15 protein-coding genes are annotated in these 16,687 nt (G+C 47.6%); 5 read left to right on the top strand and 10 right to left on the bottom strand.

Going from position 1 to position 16,687, the window contains the following annotated elements:
- Nucleotides 1-121: 121 nt before the first annotated feature.
- Nucleotides 122-280, bottom strand: coding sequence for a hypothetical protein (locus LMG33818_RS05540; RefSeq protein ID WP_442322373.1), 159 nt, complete (start codon nucleotides 278-280; stop codon nucleotides 122-124).
- 285 nt (nucleotides 281-565) lie between these two features.
- On the opposite strand from LMG33818_RS05540, the gene LMG33818_RS05545 reads away from it, so the two are divergent.
- Complete coding sequence (locus LMG33818_RS05545; protein WP_442322374.1) at nucleotides 566-1,294, top strand: hypothetical protein; 729 nt, start codon at nucleotides 566-568, stop codon at nucleotides 1,292-1,294.
- 33 nt (nucleotides 1,295-1,327) lie between these two features.
- On the opposite strand, the gene LMG33818_RS05550 is transcribed toward LMG33818_RS05545, so the two are convergent.
- From LMG33818_RS05550 to LMG33818_RS05575, 6 genes are all read right to left on the bottom strand, one after another.
- Nucleotides 1,328-2,461 carry a fimbrial protein gene (locus tag LMG33818_RS05550; RefSeq protein ID WP_442322375.1) on the bottom strand — a complete coding sequence of 378 codons (1,134 nt, stop codon included), beginning with the start codon at nucleotides 2,459-2,461 and terminating at the stop codon, nucleotides 1,328-1,330.
- Nucleotides 2,409-4,991 carry a fimbria/pilus outer membrane usher protein gene (locus LMG33818_RS05555; protein ID WP_442322376.1) on the bottom strand — a complete coding sequence of 861 codons (2,583 nt, stop codon included), beginning with the start codon at nucleotides 4,989-4,991 and terminating at the stop codon, nucleotides 2,409-2,411. Before LMG33818_RS05555 ends, LMG33818_RS05550 begins: the two co-directional genes overlap by 53 nt.
- 45 nt (nucleotides 4,992-5,036) lie before the next feature.
- On the bottom strand, nucleotides 5,037-5,762 hold the full coding sequence (locus LMG33818_RS05560) for a fimbrial biogenesis chaperone (RefSeq protein ID WP_442322377.1): 726 nt from the start codon (nucleotides 5,760-5,762) through the stop codon (nucleotides 5,037-5,039).
- A gap of 55 nt (nucleotides 5,763-5,817) precedes the next feature.
- Nucleotides 5,818-6,345, bottom strand: a complete 528-nt coding sequence (locus LMG33818_RS05565) for a fimbrial protein (RefSeq protein WP_442322378.1) — start codon at nucleotides 6,343-6,345, stop codon at nucleotides 5,818-5,820.
- Between the two features lie 612 nt (nucleotides 6,346-6,957).
- Entirely contained in the window at nucleotides 6,958-8,721 is a 1,764-nt protein-coding gene (locus LMG33818_RS05570) for an ABC transporter ATP-binding protein/permease (protein ID WP_442322379.1), read from the bottom strand.
- A gap of 186 nt (nucleotides 8,722-8,907) precedes the next feature.
- Nucleotides 8,908-10,641, bottom strand: a complete 1,734-nt coding sequence (locus LMG33818_RS05575) for an ABC transporter ATP-binding protein/permease (RefSeq protein WP_442322380.1) — start codon at nucleotides 10,639-10,641, stop codon at nucleotides 8,908-8,910.
- Nucleotides 10,642-11,005: 364 nt separating this feature from the next.
- Between LMG33818_RS05575 and LMG33818_RS05580 the strand changes: the two genes are divergently transcribed.
- Together LMG33818_RS05580 and hemB are read left to right on the top strand one after the other, a co-directional pair.
- On the top strand, nucleotides 11,006-11,272 hold the full coding sequence (locus LMG33818_RS05580; RefSeq protein WP_442322381.1) for a DksA/TraR family C4-type zinc finger protein: 267 nt from the start codon (nucleotides 11,006-11,008) through the stop codon (nucleotides 11,270-11,272).
- 192 nt (nucleotides 11,273-11,464) lie between these two features.
- Complete coding sequence (gene hemB, locus LMG33818_RS05585) at nucleotides 11,465-12,439, top strand: porphobilinogen synthase (RefSeq protein ID WP_442322382.1); 975 nt, start codon at nucleotides 11,465-11,467, stop codon at nucleotides 12,437-12,439.
- Between the two features lie 284 nt (nucleotides 12,440-12,723).
- On the opposite strand, the gene LMG33818_RS05590 is transcribed toward hemB, so the two are convergent.
- Nucleotides 12,724-13,269: a GNAT family N-acetyltransferase gene (locus LMG33818_RS05590; protein WP_442322383.1), complete on the bottom strand. Its 546-nt coding sequence runs from the start codon at nucleotides 13,267-13,269 to the stop codon at nucleotides 12,724-12,726.
- A gap of 225 nt (nucleotides 13,270-13,494) precedes the next feature.
- Between LMG33818_RS05590 and LMG33818_RS05595 the strand changes: the two genes are divergently transcribed.
- Both LMG33818_RS05595 and speE read left to right on the top strand, forming a co-directional pair.
- Nucleotides 13,495-14,448 carry an aldo/keto reductase gene (locus LMG33818_RS05595; protein ID WP_442322384.1) on the top strand — a complete coding sequence of 318 codons (954 nt, stop codon included), beginning with the start codon at nucleotides 13,495-13,497 and terminating at the stop codon, nucleotides 14,446-14,448.
- Between the two features lie 181 nt (nucleotides 14,449-14,629).
- On the top strand, nucleotides 14,630-15,478 hold the full coding sequence (gene speE / locus LMG33818_RS05600) for a polyamine aminopropyltransferase (RefSeq protein WP_442322385.1): 849 nt from the start codon (nucleotides 14,630-14,632) through the stop codon (nucleotides 15,476-15,478).
- Between the two features lie 147 nt (nucleotides 15,479-15,625).
- Here speE and LMG33818_RS05605 read toward each other — a convergent pair whose 3' ends face one another.
- Both LMG33818_RS05605 and LMG33818_RS05610 read right to left on the bottom strand, forming a co-directional pair.
- Entirely contained in the window at nucleotides 15,626-16,177 is a 552-nt protein-coding gene (locus tag LMG33818_RS05605; RefSeq protein WP_442322386.1) for a GNAT family N-acetyltransferase, read from the bottom strand.
- A gap of 68 nt (nucleotides 16,178-16,245) precedes the next feature.
- Nucleotides 16,246-16,656, bottom strand: coding sequence for an acyl-CoA thioesterase (locus LMG33818_RS05610; protein ID WP_442322387.1), 411 nt, complete (start codon nucleotides 16,654-16,656; stop codon nucleotides 16,246-16,248).
- Between the last annotated feature and the right edge of the window lie 31 nt (nucleotides 16,657-16,687).

Raw genomic sequence — 16,687 nt, forward strand, 5'->3', positions numbered from 1 at the left:
ATAAATCAATGGCGAATTCCCGAAAGGGGTTCGCCATTGATCATGTTTTATCAAAATGTAGTAATGCTTTGATGCTTATATCATTGGCGCGAACACAATGCCGCTGACCCATTAGCCAAGGCTAGCGTCTAATACCGCCAACTGAGCCTCTCAAGCGTAGGCGCTCAGTTGAGAGACTTCGGTGACGGCTTGCCAGGGCGCGAATTAGAGGATTGCCCTCGCGTGTGAATTCGAGCCGCTGTACATCTTCACTACTTAGCCATTTACGTTGCTGTGACATATCGATTCCTCCTCAGATTGAACGATACCGAACGTCTCTTTCCGCGGCTTTTCCCTGCTGTCTTTTTCACATATTTTGGCGGTGTGAGCCTACTATTTGGCCAATTCGATTTTTTGTCTGCCAAGTGTAATGTTAGCGTATAAATATTGCGTTATCTTGACGCTTACCAGACAATTTTCTTTCATCGTGTAGCGTTAGATGTTTTTTTGAAATGTTTTGCTCAATAACTAGGTCAGAGACACAGATACTCCTATACTGGTTATTTTGGGGCTGGAGTTGTTACTGATGAATGCATACAAGCTGTTAAGCCATATTGCTATTGGTGCCGCTCTGATCATGGATGGGTGCTGTACGACGTATGCTGCCAATGAGACAGTAAATGTACATTCACTCTCCTCGTTGGCAAATCGTGTTGATGCCGTTCAGCCAGCCGCTTCAACGGATCATGAGACAACTTCATCAGATGTGGACCATACGCAAGGGCAAGAGGGGAATACGTCTTCGTCTGTTGCTCGCTCGGTAGTTATGCCTACAGTAGTAGTGCCGAATGCAGCGGTGGCTAGAGCACTTATGGCATCACCCTCAGCACCAGTATCTGCGGAGCAAAGTCATGGCGTTGCATCTTCGTCTTCTGAAGGAGAGAAAGCGGATGCCTCCAGTTCGCAGGAAGCCCAGAGCCATTCATCCCCGCAGGAAAATACGCCATCTCACCCGGACCTGACGCCTACAGGGTATATTGAAGCGCTGATTGCACCTTTGAGTGTTGCGAGAGACCTTGGCAAAAATTGCCAGCAAGTACTCTCGTCCAATACGGGAAATCAGGATATTTGCGATCAGTTTGATCGCGCTGTGGATAACCTGGCTCAGGACCAGGCCAAAATTGAAAAAACAACACCACGGCCCAAGGACACAAAGAGCGTGGCGCCCGAGCTAATGAGTCATTTCAATCAGCTCTCGCAGCAACTGAATCAGGAGGTTCAATATCTGCGGGCTTATCGCGCTACCCAGAAGTAATCGGTAACTTTCGTTGCGATGGCTGGCCATTGCCTATCGATACGTGACATCGATGGTTGCCGTCGCGTTAAAAGGGCCCGCCTTAGGGGAGTTACTCAGCCATTTCAGCCCAGCCGTAAAGGTGTTTTTTACCTGAGTACCATTAACTATTCCAAGAGCAACGGGGTTGTTCATCTTGACCGCGCTGTTATTGTTGGCCGGGAAAATCTGTATACCAAAGCCACTGTTACTTTCCGGTAGAATAGTGTCTTCATCCTGCACGGGGTTATTGGTCGAAAAAGTGGCCTGGAGCGTTTCTCCCCGGCAGGCTTGGCCGCTCTCTGGTGAATCAAGGCTGGCAACAACACTGAAGGGACGCTCTTTGGCGATTGTCCCTGCCTGTGTGTTTCTATCAGCGGTAATCATCCCGAAATCTACCGTATTACCATCATTTCCCTCAATCGAGATTTGTGGGTTACAGGAGACAAACCTGACATTATTCAACCCACTGATATACGCGGTGTAATTTGAATCACTTGTAGTATGTAGTCCCGAGTTTCCGTCCACACGAAAGAGGCTGTAAGTGCCGGTATTGTTAACTTGGCTGGTGGCCGAAGGGGCGTTGCCGGTGGCTTCTATAAAAATGCTGTAGGTAATGGTCAGGGTCTGTGGCTGTGCGCAGCGAGGCGCAAAAATATTCCACCATTGCCCTGGTGCACTCCCTGGACCACGACAGGCATTAACCGAGGCGGGTGGAAGAGTGGCATAACCCAAGTCTGTGCGTGTCATGTTTTTAGGGATGATATCAATGCTCTGATAATTGACACCTACGGCAATGGAGTTATTAATGGTCCCGAGTTGATCGCCTGGGTTCCAGTAAAGATACGCGTCCTCACCGAAGGGAGAGTTATTGGTATCGTAACAGGTGACATTAACGCTATATGTGGGTGAACGCCAAAGAATCGTTCCCTGTTTTGCGTTGGCCGGTACGGTGATCTGATGATCCAGTATAGTGATATGGCGTGTGACTCCACCGTAATCACCTGCATAGCAGGACAACCCCCAACTGCTGGCAGGAAACAGGCATGGGAGCAGGCAAGTCAACAGTGTAGTCAGAAGGGGAAGTAGGTAACGGCTATTCATGGTTGTCGTCCAACGTTGGAGTACACTCAAGCGTAAGCGTGTCATAGCCCAATGAAGCCTTGTCAACAGGCGGTAGTCCCTTCACAGGTATCACACAAGATTGATCTGGGGCTTCTCCCCAACTCACTTTCAATGTTTGACCATTTTCGACACCCGTGACATAGGCTTGGCCATTTGGCCCAACGACACCCTGTGCCTGGTGGTCAGTACTGATGATATTTCCGCCCAGAGGTAGCGGGGAGCCATCCTGCAATTGTGATTGGATGAGTACATTTTGCCCGGACTGTGTCGCAAAATTCGCGCGTACGATAGCACCTCGTGTGGGTACGACCTGATCGGAGGTATCAGAAATATTCAAGCCCGGGGGAATATCCTGCAGGTTGAGTGCAATCTGATTTCTTCGGTAGGCACTCGCGCCACCAATAATGGCATATCCTGCATGATTCAGATGTACGCCCTGTTGATTGACAACACCCACGCCGTCCGCATTTTTTGCATGTACCAACACGGTGGTTGATTGCAATTGGCGTCCGAATGTAATGCCGCCGCCATGGATAATTGCGCCCCCCGAGAATCCCAGGGACGTTTGTGAATAATGTGCGCCTCTTGAGTATCCGGCATTAATATCACCATCTGCTCCCATATAGTCGCCACTTAAAGAGCCATTGGTTTCATTCGAACCGCTGTGACCGACTTGTGCGCTATAGTTCAAGCGATTGTCTGATAAGGCAGAGCCGCTGATGCCTGTTTGTACGGAGTTGTCACCCGGCGATTCATGCGTGGCACTTGCTGTCACGTAAGTCGGTGATGAAGAAGAGCCCAGCGGCATCGATATATTGAAGCCGAGTTCGCGCTGACTTCCACTGAAGCGGTTCAGCGTATATTGGACAAACACACCATAGCTGGCTCCTAGCGCATGACCGTTGTAACCGAGTTGCCAACTTCGTTGGGGGCGGCCATCGTGCCAATAATTCTGATTGCTCAGGTTAATGAACACCTGGTCACCGTTCCAGAGAGTTTGGGTCAGTGATAAATTCAACTGTGAACGCTTATTGTAGTAATCAGTAGAGTAGGTAGAGCGCCTTCTTGTCTTCGTCCAGTCAGGTACACCAATGTAGTCGTTTGGATCCGTATCGGTATAGTCATAGCGATAGTAGCCATTGTGCCATTGTGCACGTTGCGAAACGGCGTCAGATAAATCGTAATATCCGGGGGTCGAATAACGATACCCGATGATGTTGAACTGAGTGCCCCAGCTATTCAATGATTTTGAATAGAGAAATCGAAGGCTGCCTCCCGTACTGCTTTTACCGGTTGCAATATGGGTGTTGGCCACCGTGTAGTCCACGGATACGGCTCCCCACCGTCCAAGCCCTGAGCCTATGCCTATATTTGCGGCTTTATACCCCTTGGCGACGAGTATGCCACCAAAAGGGGTCAGATTACTGCTCATGCCACGCCCAGCGGTTAACTGAATAAAGGCAGGATGATAGTTGTCCTGAAAGCCGCCATTACGATAATGTCCTGCAGAAAACTGATATCGCCATAGCCCCTCGCGCAGCATATTGGGTACGGCTGAATATGATTGATCAAACTGATGGACCGAGCCATTGGATTCAATGACCCTCACATGCAGCGTGCCACTCAAACTGCTGGGGGTTATATCGTGGAGTGCAAAGGGCCCTGGAGAAACATTGGTGCTGTAGAGGGTATAACCATTTTGGATGATTTCGACTCGTGCATTGGTGGCCGCTGTTCCTCTAACAACAGGTGCATACATTTGCAGGCTGGCAGGTAATTGATCCTGGTCGCTGGAAAGTTGAATACCACGAAATCTCACACTGTCGAAGGTATCGTTTCCAGTGTAAGTATCGCCAATTTGAAGATCCGATCGCCAGTGGGGCAAGTCACGCTCAATCAGGTTTGACTGTGTCTGCCAGTGGGTTTTGCTGCCTGTATAGCTCGTTAGAATGCCACGATTACGATAACGCCATGCTCCGATATTGAAGCCACTGGTGAGCCCCATATAAAAATAGTTTTGACTGTGTTGCCCACTGTACTCGTTATGGGTTGCCGTCACGTCATAACTGAGCAGTCCTGCGGTGATACCTTCATCCCATAACCGATGAGGGACATTTCCACTGGGGATCTGGGTGAGATGAATTTGTGCAACGTCAATATCCAATTGCTGGCTACCCGAATCGTATGAGACCTGAGTATCAGCGAGCTCCTTCTCTAATGGATAGCACTGTGCGGTAAGGGCCGAGTTTTTGGGGAGACGAATGCCGTAACTCGTCAAGGTAGCGGCGGTCAGGCAGGGGACAACCCCTTTGTGGCTGTTGCGAACAAAAAGGACCGGACGCTGATCAACCTGATTGCCATTCAGGAAAACATTGAAATCATAAGTTCCGGGTAAAAGATTATCACCATCTTCCACCGAGGCGAGTGTTGCAGCGCTCGAGCCTGTCTGAAGAAATGCCGTGTTGAAGTGCTCATCAGCCAACACACCATCAGGCATGATGGCGATGCTGATCAATACAATTCCCAAATGACGTTTTTGAGCGCTGAGGGCCATTTGGCGTCTTCCGTTACTGTCCTGATGCGACGGCTGAATACGTGATTACTGCGTAGATGCCTCTACCTGTGCGTTGACATGGTCATAGCCGCCATAGTCATTGATATATTCAAATCCAAACGCATGATTTGTCGCCAGCGCTTTTGCCAATGCACCATGAAGAACTTCGGCGGTTTGCCCTGGATTGATCATGTCAGTATCGAAATTGGCCGTATGTTGTCCATCTTTGGCTGTTAAAGAAGCAAAAGTGATATGTAGGGGCGATGGGTTGCTGACATAAAGAGCATTGCCCTTCAATGTCCATTTGAGAGATTTTGAGGCATTATCCAGACTGGAATCGATCCCTGCTGGACGATAAAACAGCTTGATTCGTGTCCTGATCGCAATCTGGAGAACATTGGCCTGCTTCGCTTCAGGCGGAATTTCCTGAACGTTTACCCAAAACAGAGATTCCTTGTCACCTGGAAGCCCATGCCCCGAATAAATAAAGCGTAATGATGCATGGCGGCCTGGGGCCAGTTTCAGAAGAGGCGGAGTGACTATCATTGGAAGCCCTTTGGGGATTTGGGTTTGATCCCCCGTGTCCAACCAGCTCTGTACCATGTAAGGCTGCTTTGCGTTATTGACCAAATCCAATGTGGCGGCATTCGAATCGCCGGAATAAACGACTCGTGTTGAAAGTACCTGAATGGCCGCGTTTGCCGGTGTATAGGCAGTTATACATGACAGTAATAACGCTGAAGCTGTCAGGCTTTTTCGCAATGGTATCATTTATATTTCCCCCCTTAAGCAAGAAGTGCCGGAGGCTTTCCTCCGGCGATTTTACTTAACGATACTGGATGGCAAAGGTTGCATCCGCATTGGCATCACCTGCGCCAACGGTATCAGCATAAGACTCATACTGAGCCTTGAGGTTAGCCGTAGCTGTCTTGTCAGAACCGGCAGAGATAACTGATAGCCCAGAGGTGGGGGACTCCTCACTAATAGGATAAACGTTACCGCTTTCGTCAGTGATTTTAATGCCAACACCGGTAGCACCACCGGTCACCGCTAGAAGATCCGGATGTCCAGAAGGGTTGTTGCCATCAAAACGGACGGTGTAATTACCTGAATCACAGTTTTCAAATTTCAGCGTGAATGCTTTTGCAGGTGTTGTATCACCTGACTGCTGAAATTGGCTGCTGGGCCATCTTCCCAGATCAACGGTTTGATTGTTGGTATCAGAAGTTACGTCACAGCTTGATTTAACGATTTCACCCTTGAAGTGAACCGTTCCCGTTGCTGCCATGGATGGGGCAGAGGCTGCAGCACCTGCCAAAGCCAAGGAGATGAGAGAGTATTTAATCAGTTTCATTATTCAATCCCAGTGCATTATCCATAAGGATAAAAAGCCTGTTTATATATAACCCGGGTTTCCCCGAATTGGTATTCATTGAGAATGATATTTATCACTCATTACATTAAAGAATTAGTTTTAAATATGTCATGCCCGAATGAAGAAGGCGGTTATTATAGTGCAATTGAATAAAAAAATTCAATCCATACAAGTTTTGTTATATAAGTCTTATATTGGCAATATTTCTCCTTAAAGGGTCAGTAAGTTATCATTTTTCTTTTATTCGGCATGAATTGACTGTCTGTTCATGCACTTACGCGATTGTGTATGAGTGTATGACGTATGTAACATATTTTTATAAAAGAATATTATAACACTCATATTGATCGACATTTATTTTATATTCTTTGTCCAATAGATTATGTTTAGCACTTCAACCAAGCTCTCGCTATCAACTTTCGAGGAAGTCTTATTTTTTGCTTAATTTATTTGTTAAGAAAATATTATTTTTTAAGGTGTAGAAAAGGTTTTGATATCAACAATAAAAAGGCACTCTCTTGTTATAGAGAGTGCCTTGATTTTTATAAAGACATTAAAACGCTTACTGATTAATCTTGTATGGTGTGGGAATTAGTCTGATAGGGTGTGCGGGGTCGCATGGGTTCCTTCAAGTTGTGACAGGACAATCACGCGTGGATGGAAAGGCATCAGTGTATTCTTGTGTGCAATACTGACGAGTGTTGTTCCTGGCATACGCTCCTTGAGAAGCTGATAAAGTGATTGCTCTGCCGAGAGATCGAGGGCTGCAGTCGCTTCATCCAAAAATAGCCATTGCGGCCGACGTAATAGTGCACGTGCAAAAGAGATACGCTGTTTCTCGCCGGGGGAGAGTATTCTTTCCCAATGCGCTCGTGTTTCAAGTTCTTTTATCAATTGAGGCAAGCCTGCATCCCAAAGGACCTCTTCAAGCCTATCATCATTGTAATGATCAGCCATGGATGGATAGGCCAGTACCTCTTTCAGACTTCCTATCGGCAAATAGGGAGCTTGTGGAATAAAAAAAGTGGAGGTCGGCATGGTAACTTTGCCTTGCCAGAACGGCCAATTACCGCTCAATAACCCAAACAGAAGACTTTTGCCCGCACCCGAAGGGGCTTCAATCAGTGTATTTTCGCCCTTATTGAGAACCAGGTCATCAATTGTCAGTTTTGAGGTGCCATCCGGAAGCTTCAGTTCAAGACTGGATAACTCGGGCCTTGCGTTTTCTTCTTGCCTGAATAGTTGACCGGGGCGCTGGGTCGGCTCCGGTAATTTGTCCAGTGCATCATTAAAATTATCCAGACGCTCGATAACGGTTCGCCAATTGGCTAAACTCGAATAACTACTAACAAACCAACTAAGTGATGACTGTACATTGCCGAATGCCATACTGATTTGGCTCAAATTGCCCAAGGTAATCTGTTTGGCAAAGTATTGCGGAGCAGCGGCAAAGAGGGGAAAGATACTGGCCAAATTGGAAAAACCGCTATTATAACCAAGCAATCGTTTGTTGTATTTAATGAGTGCGCGTGTTGCCTCCCAGATAGCATGAAATCCTGTTTTTATTTGTTCACGTTCGGTGCTGTCACCCTTCATTTGTGCAATGGCTCTACCATTTTCACGCAAGCGCACCAGACCAAAGCGGAGGTTGGCCTCGACTTTCTGCTTATAATAGTTAATGGAAATCAGCTTGCGTCCGATAACATGGGCCAGCCAGTTACCCACAAAACTGTAAATAATAGCCACCCATACCATGTAATGGGTAATAACAACGGTATGCCCTCCCAGCGAGAATGTCAGGTTCCCGGAAATGTGCCACAGCATGCCGATAAAGCTGGCGAGTGTCAGAATAGAGCTGAACAATCCAATAAAGAGAGAAAGGCTCAGGTGGGTATAAGCGTCTATATCCTCGGTAATACGCTGGTCAGGGTTATCCGAGTAGTGGTGGTCCAATTCAAGTTGATAATAGCGTGAATGATTGACCCATTTATCGATGTAATGGAATGTGAGCCATCGCCGCCAACGCAATTGCAACAGGCTCTGAATGAAGTACTGAAATATCGCAATGGAAATAAATACGATCAGATAAATGAGAAAATAGAGAACCAATCTGGGGAACACACCGTCATCAAAGTTTTGCAATGCATTGAAAAGCTGACGATTCCAGTATGAGATGTAAACATTCAAACCCACCATTGCGACCGCCATCAGAAGTATGGCAATCATCATGGCGAGTGCACTCCATCTTTCTTCTGATGTCCAGTAGGGTTTGGTTAACTGCCATGATCTGCGTAGGAAGTGGGGGCGTATCATTACCCCACATATAGGCTGGATTTTTTTATTTTCCGTTTCCATTGTCTCTCTCCGACCACCGATATCCTTGTAGCTTTCTTCTTCACAAGAATATATAGCATGCAGGAAGGAGGGGAGATAGGGAAAAGTGGCGTTTGGGCGAGCACTCAAGTTTCACTTAAAAAAGAGTCATGAATGCTCGCCCTCTTCAATGAGACATCGGGAGGTGCTCCCTTGAGGAGCAATAGCCTATTTGGCATTCGCGGCCTGACGATGGCCCACCAGTGTCACCGTTCGTGGGTGGAAATGCGCCAATGTGTTTTTATGCGCGATACTGATAATGGTGGTATTCGGAAGACGCTCGATCAGCAACTGATAGAGCGATTGTTCAGCCGAGAGGTCCAAAGCGGCAGTGGCTTCATCCATAAACAACCATTGCGGTTTTTTAAGAAGCACGCGTGCGAAGGAGATACGCTGTTTTTCACCCGGTGACAAACGCCGCTCCCAGTGAGCTCGTTCATCCAGTTCATTGACAAGATGGGGCAACCCGACGCTACGAAGGACATCTTCCAACTGTTCACGTTGATATGCTTTGGTCTCTCCCGGATATGCGAGCACTTCAGAGAGCGTGCCTATAGGCAAATAAGGCGTTTGTGGGACGAAGAAAGTGGATGTTGGCATTCTCACCCGGCCTTTCCAGAAAGGCCAATTACCGGCCATGACGCCAAATAAAAGACTCTTGCCTGAACCGGAAGGTGCTTCTATAAGGGTATGCTCGCCTTTGTTAAGTATTAGCTCATCAACAGATAACATTGATGTTCCTTGAGGCAATGCAAGTTCAAGGTCATTGAGTTCCGGCCGTGTATTTTCACTGCTTTCATAGGATTGCCCTGGACGATGCATGGGCTCTGGAAGTTCATCAAGCGCAAGGTTGAAATTGTCCAGACGCTCAATTACCGCGCGCCAGCTGGTTAAATCCTGATAGCTGTTCACGAACCAGCTAAGAGAGGACTGTACATTGGTGAATGCAGATGAGGTCTGCATCAACGTGCCCAAGGTAATTTGTTTGGTGAAATACTGTGGCGCTGCGGCGAAAAGAGGAAAGACATTCCCCAGATTGAGAACACCGGTGGAATATCCCGTTAGCCTTTTTGTATAGGTAATCAATGCACGAGTGGCATACCAGATATCCTTGAAGCGGTCGGCAATTTGTGCTTTTTCAACCTCACCTCCATCCATTTGTGCTATAGCCCGCCCATTTTCACGCAGGCGAATCAATCCGAAGCGTAGATTGGCTTCCACTTTTTCTTTGTAATAGTTGATCGAAATAAGTTTTCTGCCGACCAGATGAGCAAGCCAGTTGGCGAGCATGCTATAAATGAAGGCCACCACAATCATATAGTGTGGAATTGAGAAATGGTGCCCGAACAGAGTGAAATCGAGGCTTCCTGATATGTGCCACAACATGATCAGGTAACTGACCAGAGTGATCACTGAACCGAATAATCCGATGAAAAGAGAGAGGCTCAAGTTCGTCAGGTTGTCGATGTCTTCTGTGATACGCTGGTCTGGGTTATCCGAGTATTGGGAGTTCAATTCCAGCTGGTAGTATCGGGAATGATTAATCCATTTACTTGAAAAGGCGTATGTTAACCATCGACGCCACCGCAGCTGTAAAAGGCTTTGGAAATAGTAGCCGAGCATGACCAACGCGATAAAAAAAGCCAATCCGATAAAAAAGGTTATGACCAGCCGGGGAAAGGCGCTGATATTATATTGTTGCAATGCATTATAAAAACGGCCATTCCAATTGGTCAGATAAACCTGGACTCCCACCACTGCCGCGTTCATTAATAATGTAGCAACCAATAGTAATAAGGCACTCCATCGTTCTTCCGATGTGAAATAGGGTTTTAGAAGATGCCAAGCGCGACGTATAAAATGGCGTCGTATTACTTTATTTGTAGAATCAATAGGTTGCATTGTTTCTCTCAGTATCGAACGTGATTTTATTTTGTTTGTAATGGTGTTGGAGCGCATTGAGTTGATTCTTTTTTGAAATTTTTTGTTGAATCACTCTCAGTTTCTCACGATTGGACGACACGTTATACATAATCCTTGGAAAAGTGTGTGTCACGTGTACCTTTTGGTTTGTCATTGTATTTCCACGAATGCCCAAGTAAATAACAGTGACTAGATGATTTTTCAATAATCTCATTACTGATGGCATATGTCCGGTGCAAACTTGACTTATTGTGGTTATAACACCATATCCTTTATATAACCGGTGTTCAGTCATCAACCAGCATGTAAGAGGGCGGCTTAACTTGGTAGTAAGGAGAGGACTATGGCAGGCGGATGGTCAAGAGATGGTGCAGTTCAGGATCAGATTGACAGCACAGTAGAAGATGCCGTGAGTGAAGCGCGCAGCCGTATGCAAAAAGGGCCGAGTCTTCAGTGGTGTGAAGAGTGTGGAGAGGAAATTCCCCAAGCACGCCGTGAGGCGGTTCCCGGTGTCAGGCTCTGTATTGAATGTCAGGCTGAGTGGGATCGCGCTCATCCGCATTCAACGGGTTTCAATCGGCGAGGCAGTAAAGACAGTCAATTGCGGTGATAGCCATTGTGTGCTCATTTTCGCTTTAGCATTGTGATAAACTATAGTCAGTGAAAACCACAGCCAATGAATAACGAAGCAAACTTTTGACCTCTTGTCATCTTTGCTCCTTTGTTTCAGGGGCACGATTGCTTTGCGACTGTCGCAATCGTTTCTACCGCTTTTTATCTCATATTTTCCATGAGGTGTTCCATGTCTTCTCACTTTCCTCAAGTGCGTATGCGTCGTTTGCGTCGTACACCACAAATGCGCCATACCTTCCGCGAAACACGGCTTGCTCCCGAACAGCTGGTTTACCCTATTTTTGTTGATGAAGGCACCGATGAGTTCAAGCCTATAGAGGGTATGCCGGGCCAATACCGAATTCCCGAGTCCCAACTGGCTAAAGAGGCTGAACGATTGGCCAAATTAGGCCTGACATCTATCATGCCATTCGGTATTTCCCACCATAAGGATGACATCGGTGGCGATGCATTGAAATCAGATGGTCTGGTTTCCCGGATGGTCTCCACGATTAAAGATGCCGTACCGGAAATGACGGTTATCCCTGATATCTGTTTCTGTGAATATACATCTCATGGACATTGTGGGGTAATCGCGCACGATACGGTTGATAATGATGCGACTATTGTGAATCTTGGCAAACAGTCTGTCATTGCGGCTCAAGCCGGCGCCGATATCATTGCACCGTCCGCAGCAATGGATGGGCAGATAGAAGCCATTCGCCTGGCATTGGATGAAGCTGGCTATTCGCACATACCGATCATGTCATATTCCACTAAAATGGCATCCGCACTTTATGGCCCATTCCGTGAAGCAGCGGGTAGTGAGCTTAAAGGCGATCGCAAACAGTATCAGATGGACCCGATGAATCGCCGTGAAGCACTTCGCGAATCATTGCTGGATCAGAATGAAGGTGCTGATATTTTGATGGTCAAGCCCGCGTTGGCTTACCTCGACATGATCGCGGATATTCGTCGTGAGAGCCTGTTGCCGTTGGCGGCGTATCAGGTGAGTGGTGAATATGCGATGATCCGCTTCGCTGGGCAGGCTGGTGTAATCAATGAAGAAGCTGTCATTCGTGAAACTCTGGGTTCGATTCGCCGTGCGGGTGCTGACCTTATCATGACTTACTTTGCGCCCGAGCTATTGGAGAAAGGCCTCTAAGAGTGTTCATTGTTCGCAGAACAGGCACTCACTGCATGATGTTTGGATGACATGCTAATCAGTTTATAGGGCATTAACGGACGAGCTATTAACAGAAAGACGTTAACAGAAAAAATGTTAACGGAAAGCCTTATGACAAGCATGATCCCGGTATAGAAGTATTTAACCGTTTTTAACGGGACACGAAAGCCGCCTCCTGGTAATCAACGGGGCGGTTTTTTGCGTGTGTGCCTCCGGCGACAAGGTAGACCGTACCGCCAGCCAGGTCATGTTCTGTCGCTGGATCAGGCATCCTTTGTCAACGGCTCTTTTTCCCATTCATGGGTAAGTAGCCCCATGATCATCGTATCCCAGCGCTGGTTTCCTACTTGGGCTGAAGAACGTCTAATACCTTCTTCCCTAAAACCGAGCCGGCGATAAGTTTTAACGGCTGCGCTGTTTTGAGGATAAACATTCAGCTCAACTCTTTTCAACCCATCCCGAACAAAGGCATGCTCCAATACCTGTTTGACCATGTGGCTTGCATAGCCCTTGCCCCGGTGGTCGGGTGCCACAATGACACGTGCGAGCCGGCCTACCTGGTTTTCCCAATCCAGTACCAGTTCCAAGTGCCCGATCAATTGACCATCGCTATCTTCCGCCATCCAGCAATGGCGCACGGGAAGCTGAGCCCTGCTTTCATCCAAAGTCTCTTTTAACACGGCATGCGTAAGAGGGTAGGGGACCAATGGGCCTGTCCAGAACACATGGGCTTCCCTGGATGTAATCCAGGACATCAGAAGATCAAAGTGGTGCTCTTCGAAAGGCAGTAAACGAATAGGCGATAACATTTTGGGCATCCGTTTTTTGGCATTGGTTTCTTGGTATAGACTTTTAGTATCGAATCGTTGGCGTTGGTTTTCTGGCATCAGGCATATCAACTTGGGCTTTCATCTACATTATGTATCAAAATGGCATTGAGGACCTGATCTTTAACTGATGTTGCCTATCGTCCTGGGCGTCAGTGGGGTAAGCTATCGGTACAAGAAAGATCATTACTCAAAAGGAGTCCTGTTATGAAAAATCGTGCGCTGGGAACCACGGGGTTGGAAGTGTCACCGCTGGTATTTGGTGGCAATGTGTTCGGTTGGACGGCAGACGAAAAAAAATCCTTTGACTTGCTGGATGCATGGCTAGAGGCCGGGTTCAATACCATCGATACCGCGGATGTCTATTCAGCATGGGCACCTGGTAATGAAGCGGGCACCTCCGAAGCCGTTATTGGCCGTTGGTTCAAGGCTCGCCCGGGAGCACGTGAAAAAGTCGTGTTGATTACCAAGGTAGGCGCAGAGCTTGCGCCGGACAAAAAGGGGCTATCCGCGCAATGGATTTCCAAAGCGGTAGATGATTCGCTACGTCGCTTGCAGACGGATTACATTGACCTTTATCTCTCACATTGGCCTGACCCCAACACGCCTTATGAGGAAACCCTGAGCGCCTATCAGAAGCTGTTGGATGCAGGCAAAATACGCTCAATCGGGGCCTCCAATTTAAATGCGGTTCAGTTGCAGGAATCACTGGATGTTGCCAAGCGTGAAGGATTACCCCGTTACGATGTTCTTCAGCCCGAATACAACCTTTACGATAGAAGTGGCTTTGAAGGTGCTTTGAGCGACTTGTGTATTCGTGAAAATATTGGTGTCATCACCTATTTCAGCCTGGCTTCCGGCTTTTTGTCAGGGAAGTATAAAAGCAAGGACGATATTGCGGGTACATCACGCGAGCAGTTCCTCGGCAAATATTTCGATGAGCGTGGTGTCAGCATCCTGACAGCATTGAAAGATGTGGCTGAGCGCAACCATGCAACGCCGGCAGAGGTCTCGTTGGCCTGGTTGATTTCACGCCCCGGTGTTACTGCGCCGATTGCAAGCGCCACGTCACTGGAGCAGTTGGCAAGTCTTGAAAAAGCGGCGCGTCTGGAGCTTTCTTCTGATGACATTGCTGCACTGACAGCTGCCAGCGCTTATTGATCATTCGATGTCGTTACTTGCATCCGACTCTCTCTCATCCGACTCTCCCTTCCAAGGGTAGCAGCCAGCTGATGGGCGGAGCTCGGGTGTAAAAATTGATGAAGGTGCAAGTCGCGTTTGAGTAATATGATTTTCATGTGTGCCTATTGTTCTCTTATTATCCGTTACAGGGAGCCTTCATTTGAAACAGTATCAGGAAACACTGCATAAAGATTATGGGCAGTGTCTGGATGTTGATGAGTTGATCTATGATGGTCGCTCCGACCACCAGGATCTGGTTATCTTTCATAACCCTTTCTTTGGCCGTGTCCTTGCCCTTGATGGTGCTATTCAGACAACGGAAAAGGATGAATTCATTTATCATGAAATGCTTACCCACGTTCCTGTGCTCGCTCACGGCAAGGTAAAAAAAGCATTGGTCGTTGGAGTAGGGGATGGCGGAATCATCCGTGAACTCACTCGGCATGCTGGTATTGATGAAATTGTTGCCGTCGAGATTGATCAGGCCGTGATTGACATGTGCCTGAAATACTTGCCGAATCATTCTGCGGGAAGTCTGGACGATCCACGCGTACGTCTGATTATTGATGATGGGCTCAGGTTTTTGGAAGAAACGGATGAAACGTTTGACGTGATCATTACGGACTCCACTGATCCCATCGGGCCTGCGGAGACGCTCTTTACCGAACGATTTTATGAGTTATGCAGGAACCGCCTCAACGAAGGAGGTATTCTTGCTACTCAGAATGGAGTGCCTTTCCTCCAGCCCGAGGAATTGAGCAATACCGCTAAACGGTTGGCACCGCATTTTCCCGGTTGGCATTTTTATCATGCAGCAATACCGACCTATGTCGGCGGCAGTATGAGTTTTGGTTGGGGGGCTTTGGACCCTGAATCGCGACGGGTACCCCTTGAAGAACTGGAACGTCGGTTTGCCGAGAGCGGCCTGAAAACACGTTACTATACCCCTGAAGTACATCAGGCAGCCTTTGCATTACCTCGCTACATGCTGGATCTGATCGGTCGCTAACGCCAATTGGTGCCTCTTGTCGTCGCCATATGTTGGATCCGGTTTCTGCGCAGTTCAGTACCCAGTTATCCGAACTTTTACGTACCGGAGAGGCCGTTGCCCTCCGGTACGATGACTGTTATTTGCCACTTGGGTAAACATGGATAATCAGGTACCGATATTATGCGCCAGCCACGCTTCCCGGCTGATCTCCCAACGCTCAACAGGAAGCGTGCCCCCTACCAGTGACATTTCCTCTGTACTAACCCAATGCATCCCTTCATTGATGGAAATGCGGCGTGATCCTTCGTTTTCTACTGCTTTGGTGATCGTCAAATGCGGTTGTTCGAGCGTGGTAAACCAGAAATAAGTGACAGCCTTGCAGGCTTCCGACATGTAGCCGTTGCGCCGCCATTGTGGGTCAAGCCAAAAACCACGGTTTTCCGTCTCGGATATACGAACAACGATCTCCCCTATAAAGGTATCTGGCGCTTCCTTGCGGTAAATTCCCCAATTCCACGAGTTGCCTTTGTTCATGGCCGGTATGGCGATGTTTTCGATATAGTCACGGGCACCCTCTTCAGGATAAGGCCAGGGTATATGACTGCCCAAATAACGTACAATGTCCCATTGGGGGAAAAGGTGCTGCATTTGCTCTGCTACTGCGGAGGATAACGGCTTCAGCAATAGGCGTTTGGTTTCAAGTACAGGTACATTCATATGGTGACGCTTGTCAGCTCCTTTATTATTGTCAGGTTAGTGGCAATTTCTTCATCACAGAGCACTCCTTATTCACTGCTGACAAGATGCTCGATTTGGGTAAGCAGTTCACCTTCCATTGGCAGCGCTTTTTCAGCCTTTAGGTTTATACAGCAATAGGTGACTTCTGCCTGCGCAATCAGTGTTTCATCGCGGTATATTGCATGCGTAAGCTTCCCGCTTTTCTTTCCTTGTGTGACGGGATGAAATGTCGATTCAACAACGAGTCGGTCATTCATATAAGCAGCCGTACGATAACTGATATTAATGTTAACGACGACAAAGGCAATGCCACGTTCGGTCATCCAGTGAAGAAATCCGCTATTGTCAAAAAGCTCCCACTGTGCGGTCTCGGTAAATTGTAGATAGCTCGCATTATTGACATGTTGATAGACGTCAATGTGATAGCCACGGACGGTCAACGGAAATCGATAAGCCACGGGAACTCCTGAAGGGGTGTATTTGATGAAA

It is taken from the genome of Cernens ardua (genome assembly GCF_051251085.1).
GTDB classification, from domain to species: Bacteria; Pseudomonadota; Gammaproteobacteria; order Pseudomonadales; family Halomonadaceae; genus Cernens; species Cernens ardua.

What these genes read in the sequence shown, in the direction of transcription:
- LMG33818_RS05545 (WP_442322374.1), top strand. Translation starts at nt 566, where the DNA reads ATGAATGCATACAAGCTGTTAAGCCATATTGCTATTGGTGCCGCTCTG.
- LMG33818_RS05595 (WP_442322384.1), top strand. Translation starts at nt 13,495, where the DNA reads ATGAAAAATCGTGCGCTGGGAACCACGGGGTTGGAAGTGTCACCGCTG.
- LMG33818_RS05575 (WP_442322380.1), bottom strand. Translation starts at nt 10,641, where the DNA reads ATGCAACCTATTGATTCTACAAATAAAGTAATACGACGCCATTTTATA.
- LMG33818_RS05590 (WP_442322383.1), bottom strand. Translation starts at nt 13,269, where the DNA reads ATGTTATCGCCTATTCGTTTACTGCCTTTCGAAGAGCACCACTTTGAT.
- LMG33818_RS05555 (WP_442322376.1), bottom strand. Translation starts at nt 4,991, where the DNA reads ATGGCCCTCAGCGCTCAAAAACGTCATTTGGGAATTGTATTGATCAGC.
- LMG33818_RS05580 (WP_442322381.1), top strand. Translation starts at nt 11,006, where the DNA reads ATGGCAGGCGGATGGTCAAGAGATGGTGCAGTTCAGGATCAGATTGAC.
- LMG33818_RS05540 (WP_442322373.1), bottom strand. Translation starts at nt 280, where the DNA reads ATGTCACAGCAACGTAAATGGCTAAGTAGTGAAGATGTACAGCGGCTC.
- LMG33818_RS05550 (WP_442322375.1), bottom strand. Translation starts at nt 2,461, where the DNA reads ATGACACGCTTACGCTTGAGTGTACTCCAACGTTGGACGACAACCATG.
- LMG33818_RS05565 (WP_442322378.1), bottom strand. Translation starts at nt 6,345, where the DNA reads ATGAAACTGATTAAATACTCTCTCATCTCCTTGGCTTTGGCAGGTGCT.
- LMG33818_RS05605 (WP_442322386.1), bottom strand. Translation starts at nt 16,177, where the DNA reads ATGAATGTACCTGTACTTGAAACCAAACGCCTATTGCTGAAGCCGTTA.
- LMG33818_RS05570 (WP_442322379.1), bottom strand. Translation starts at nt 8,721, where the DNA reads ATGGAAACGGAAAATAAAAAAATCCAGCCTATATGTGGGGTAATGATA.
- hemB (WP_442322382.1), top strand. Translation starts at nt 11,465, where the DNA reads ATGTCTTCTCACTTTCCTCAAGTGCGTATGCGTCGTTTGCGTCGTACA.
- LMG33818_RS05560 (WP_442322377.1), bottom strand. Translation starts at nt 5,762, where the DNA reads ATGATACCATTGCGAAAAAGCCTGACAGCTTCAGCGTTATTACTGTCA.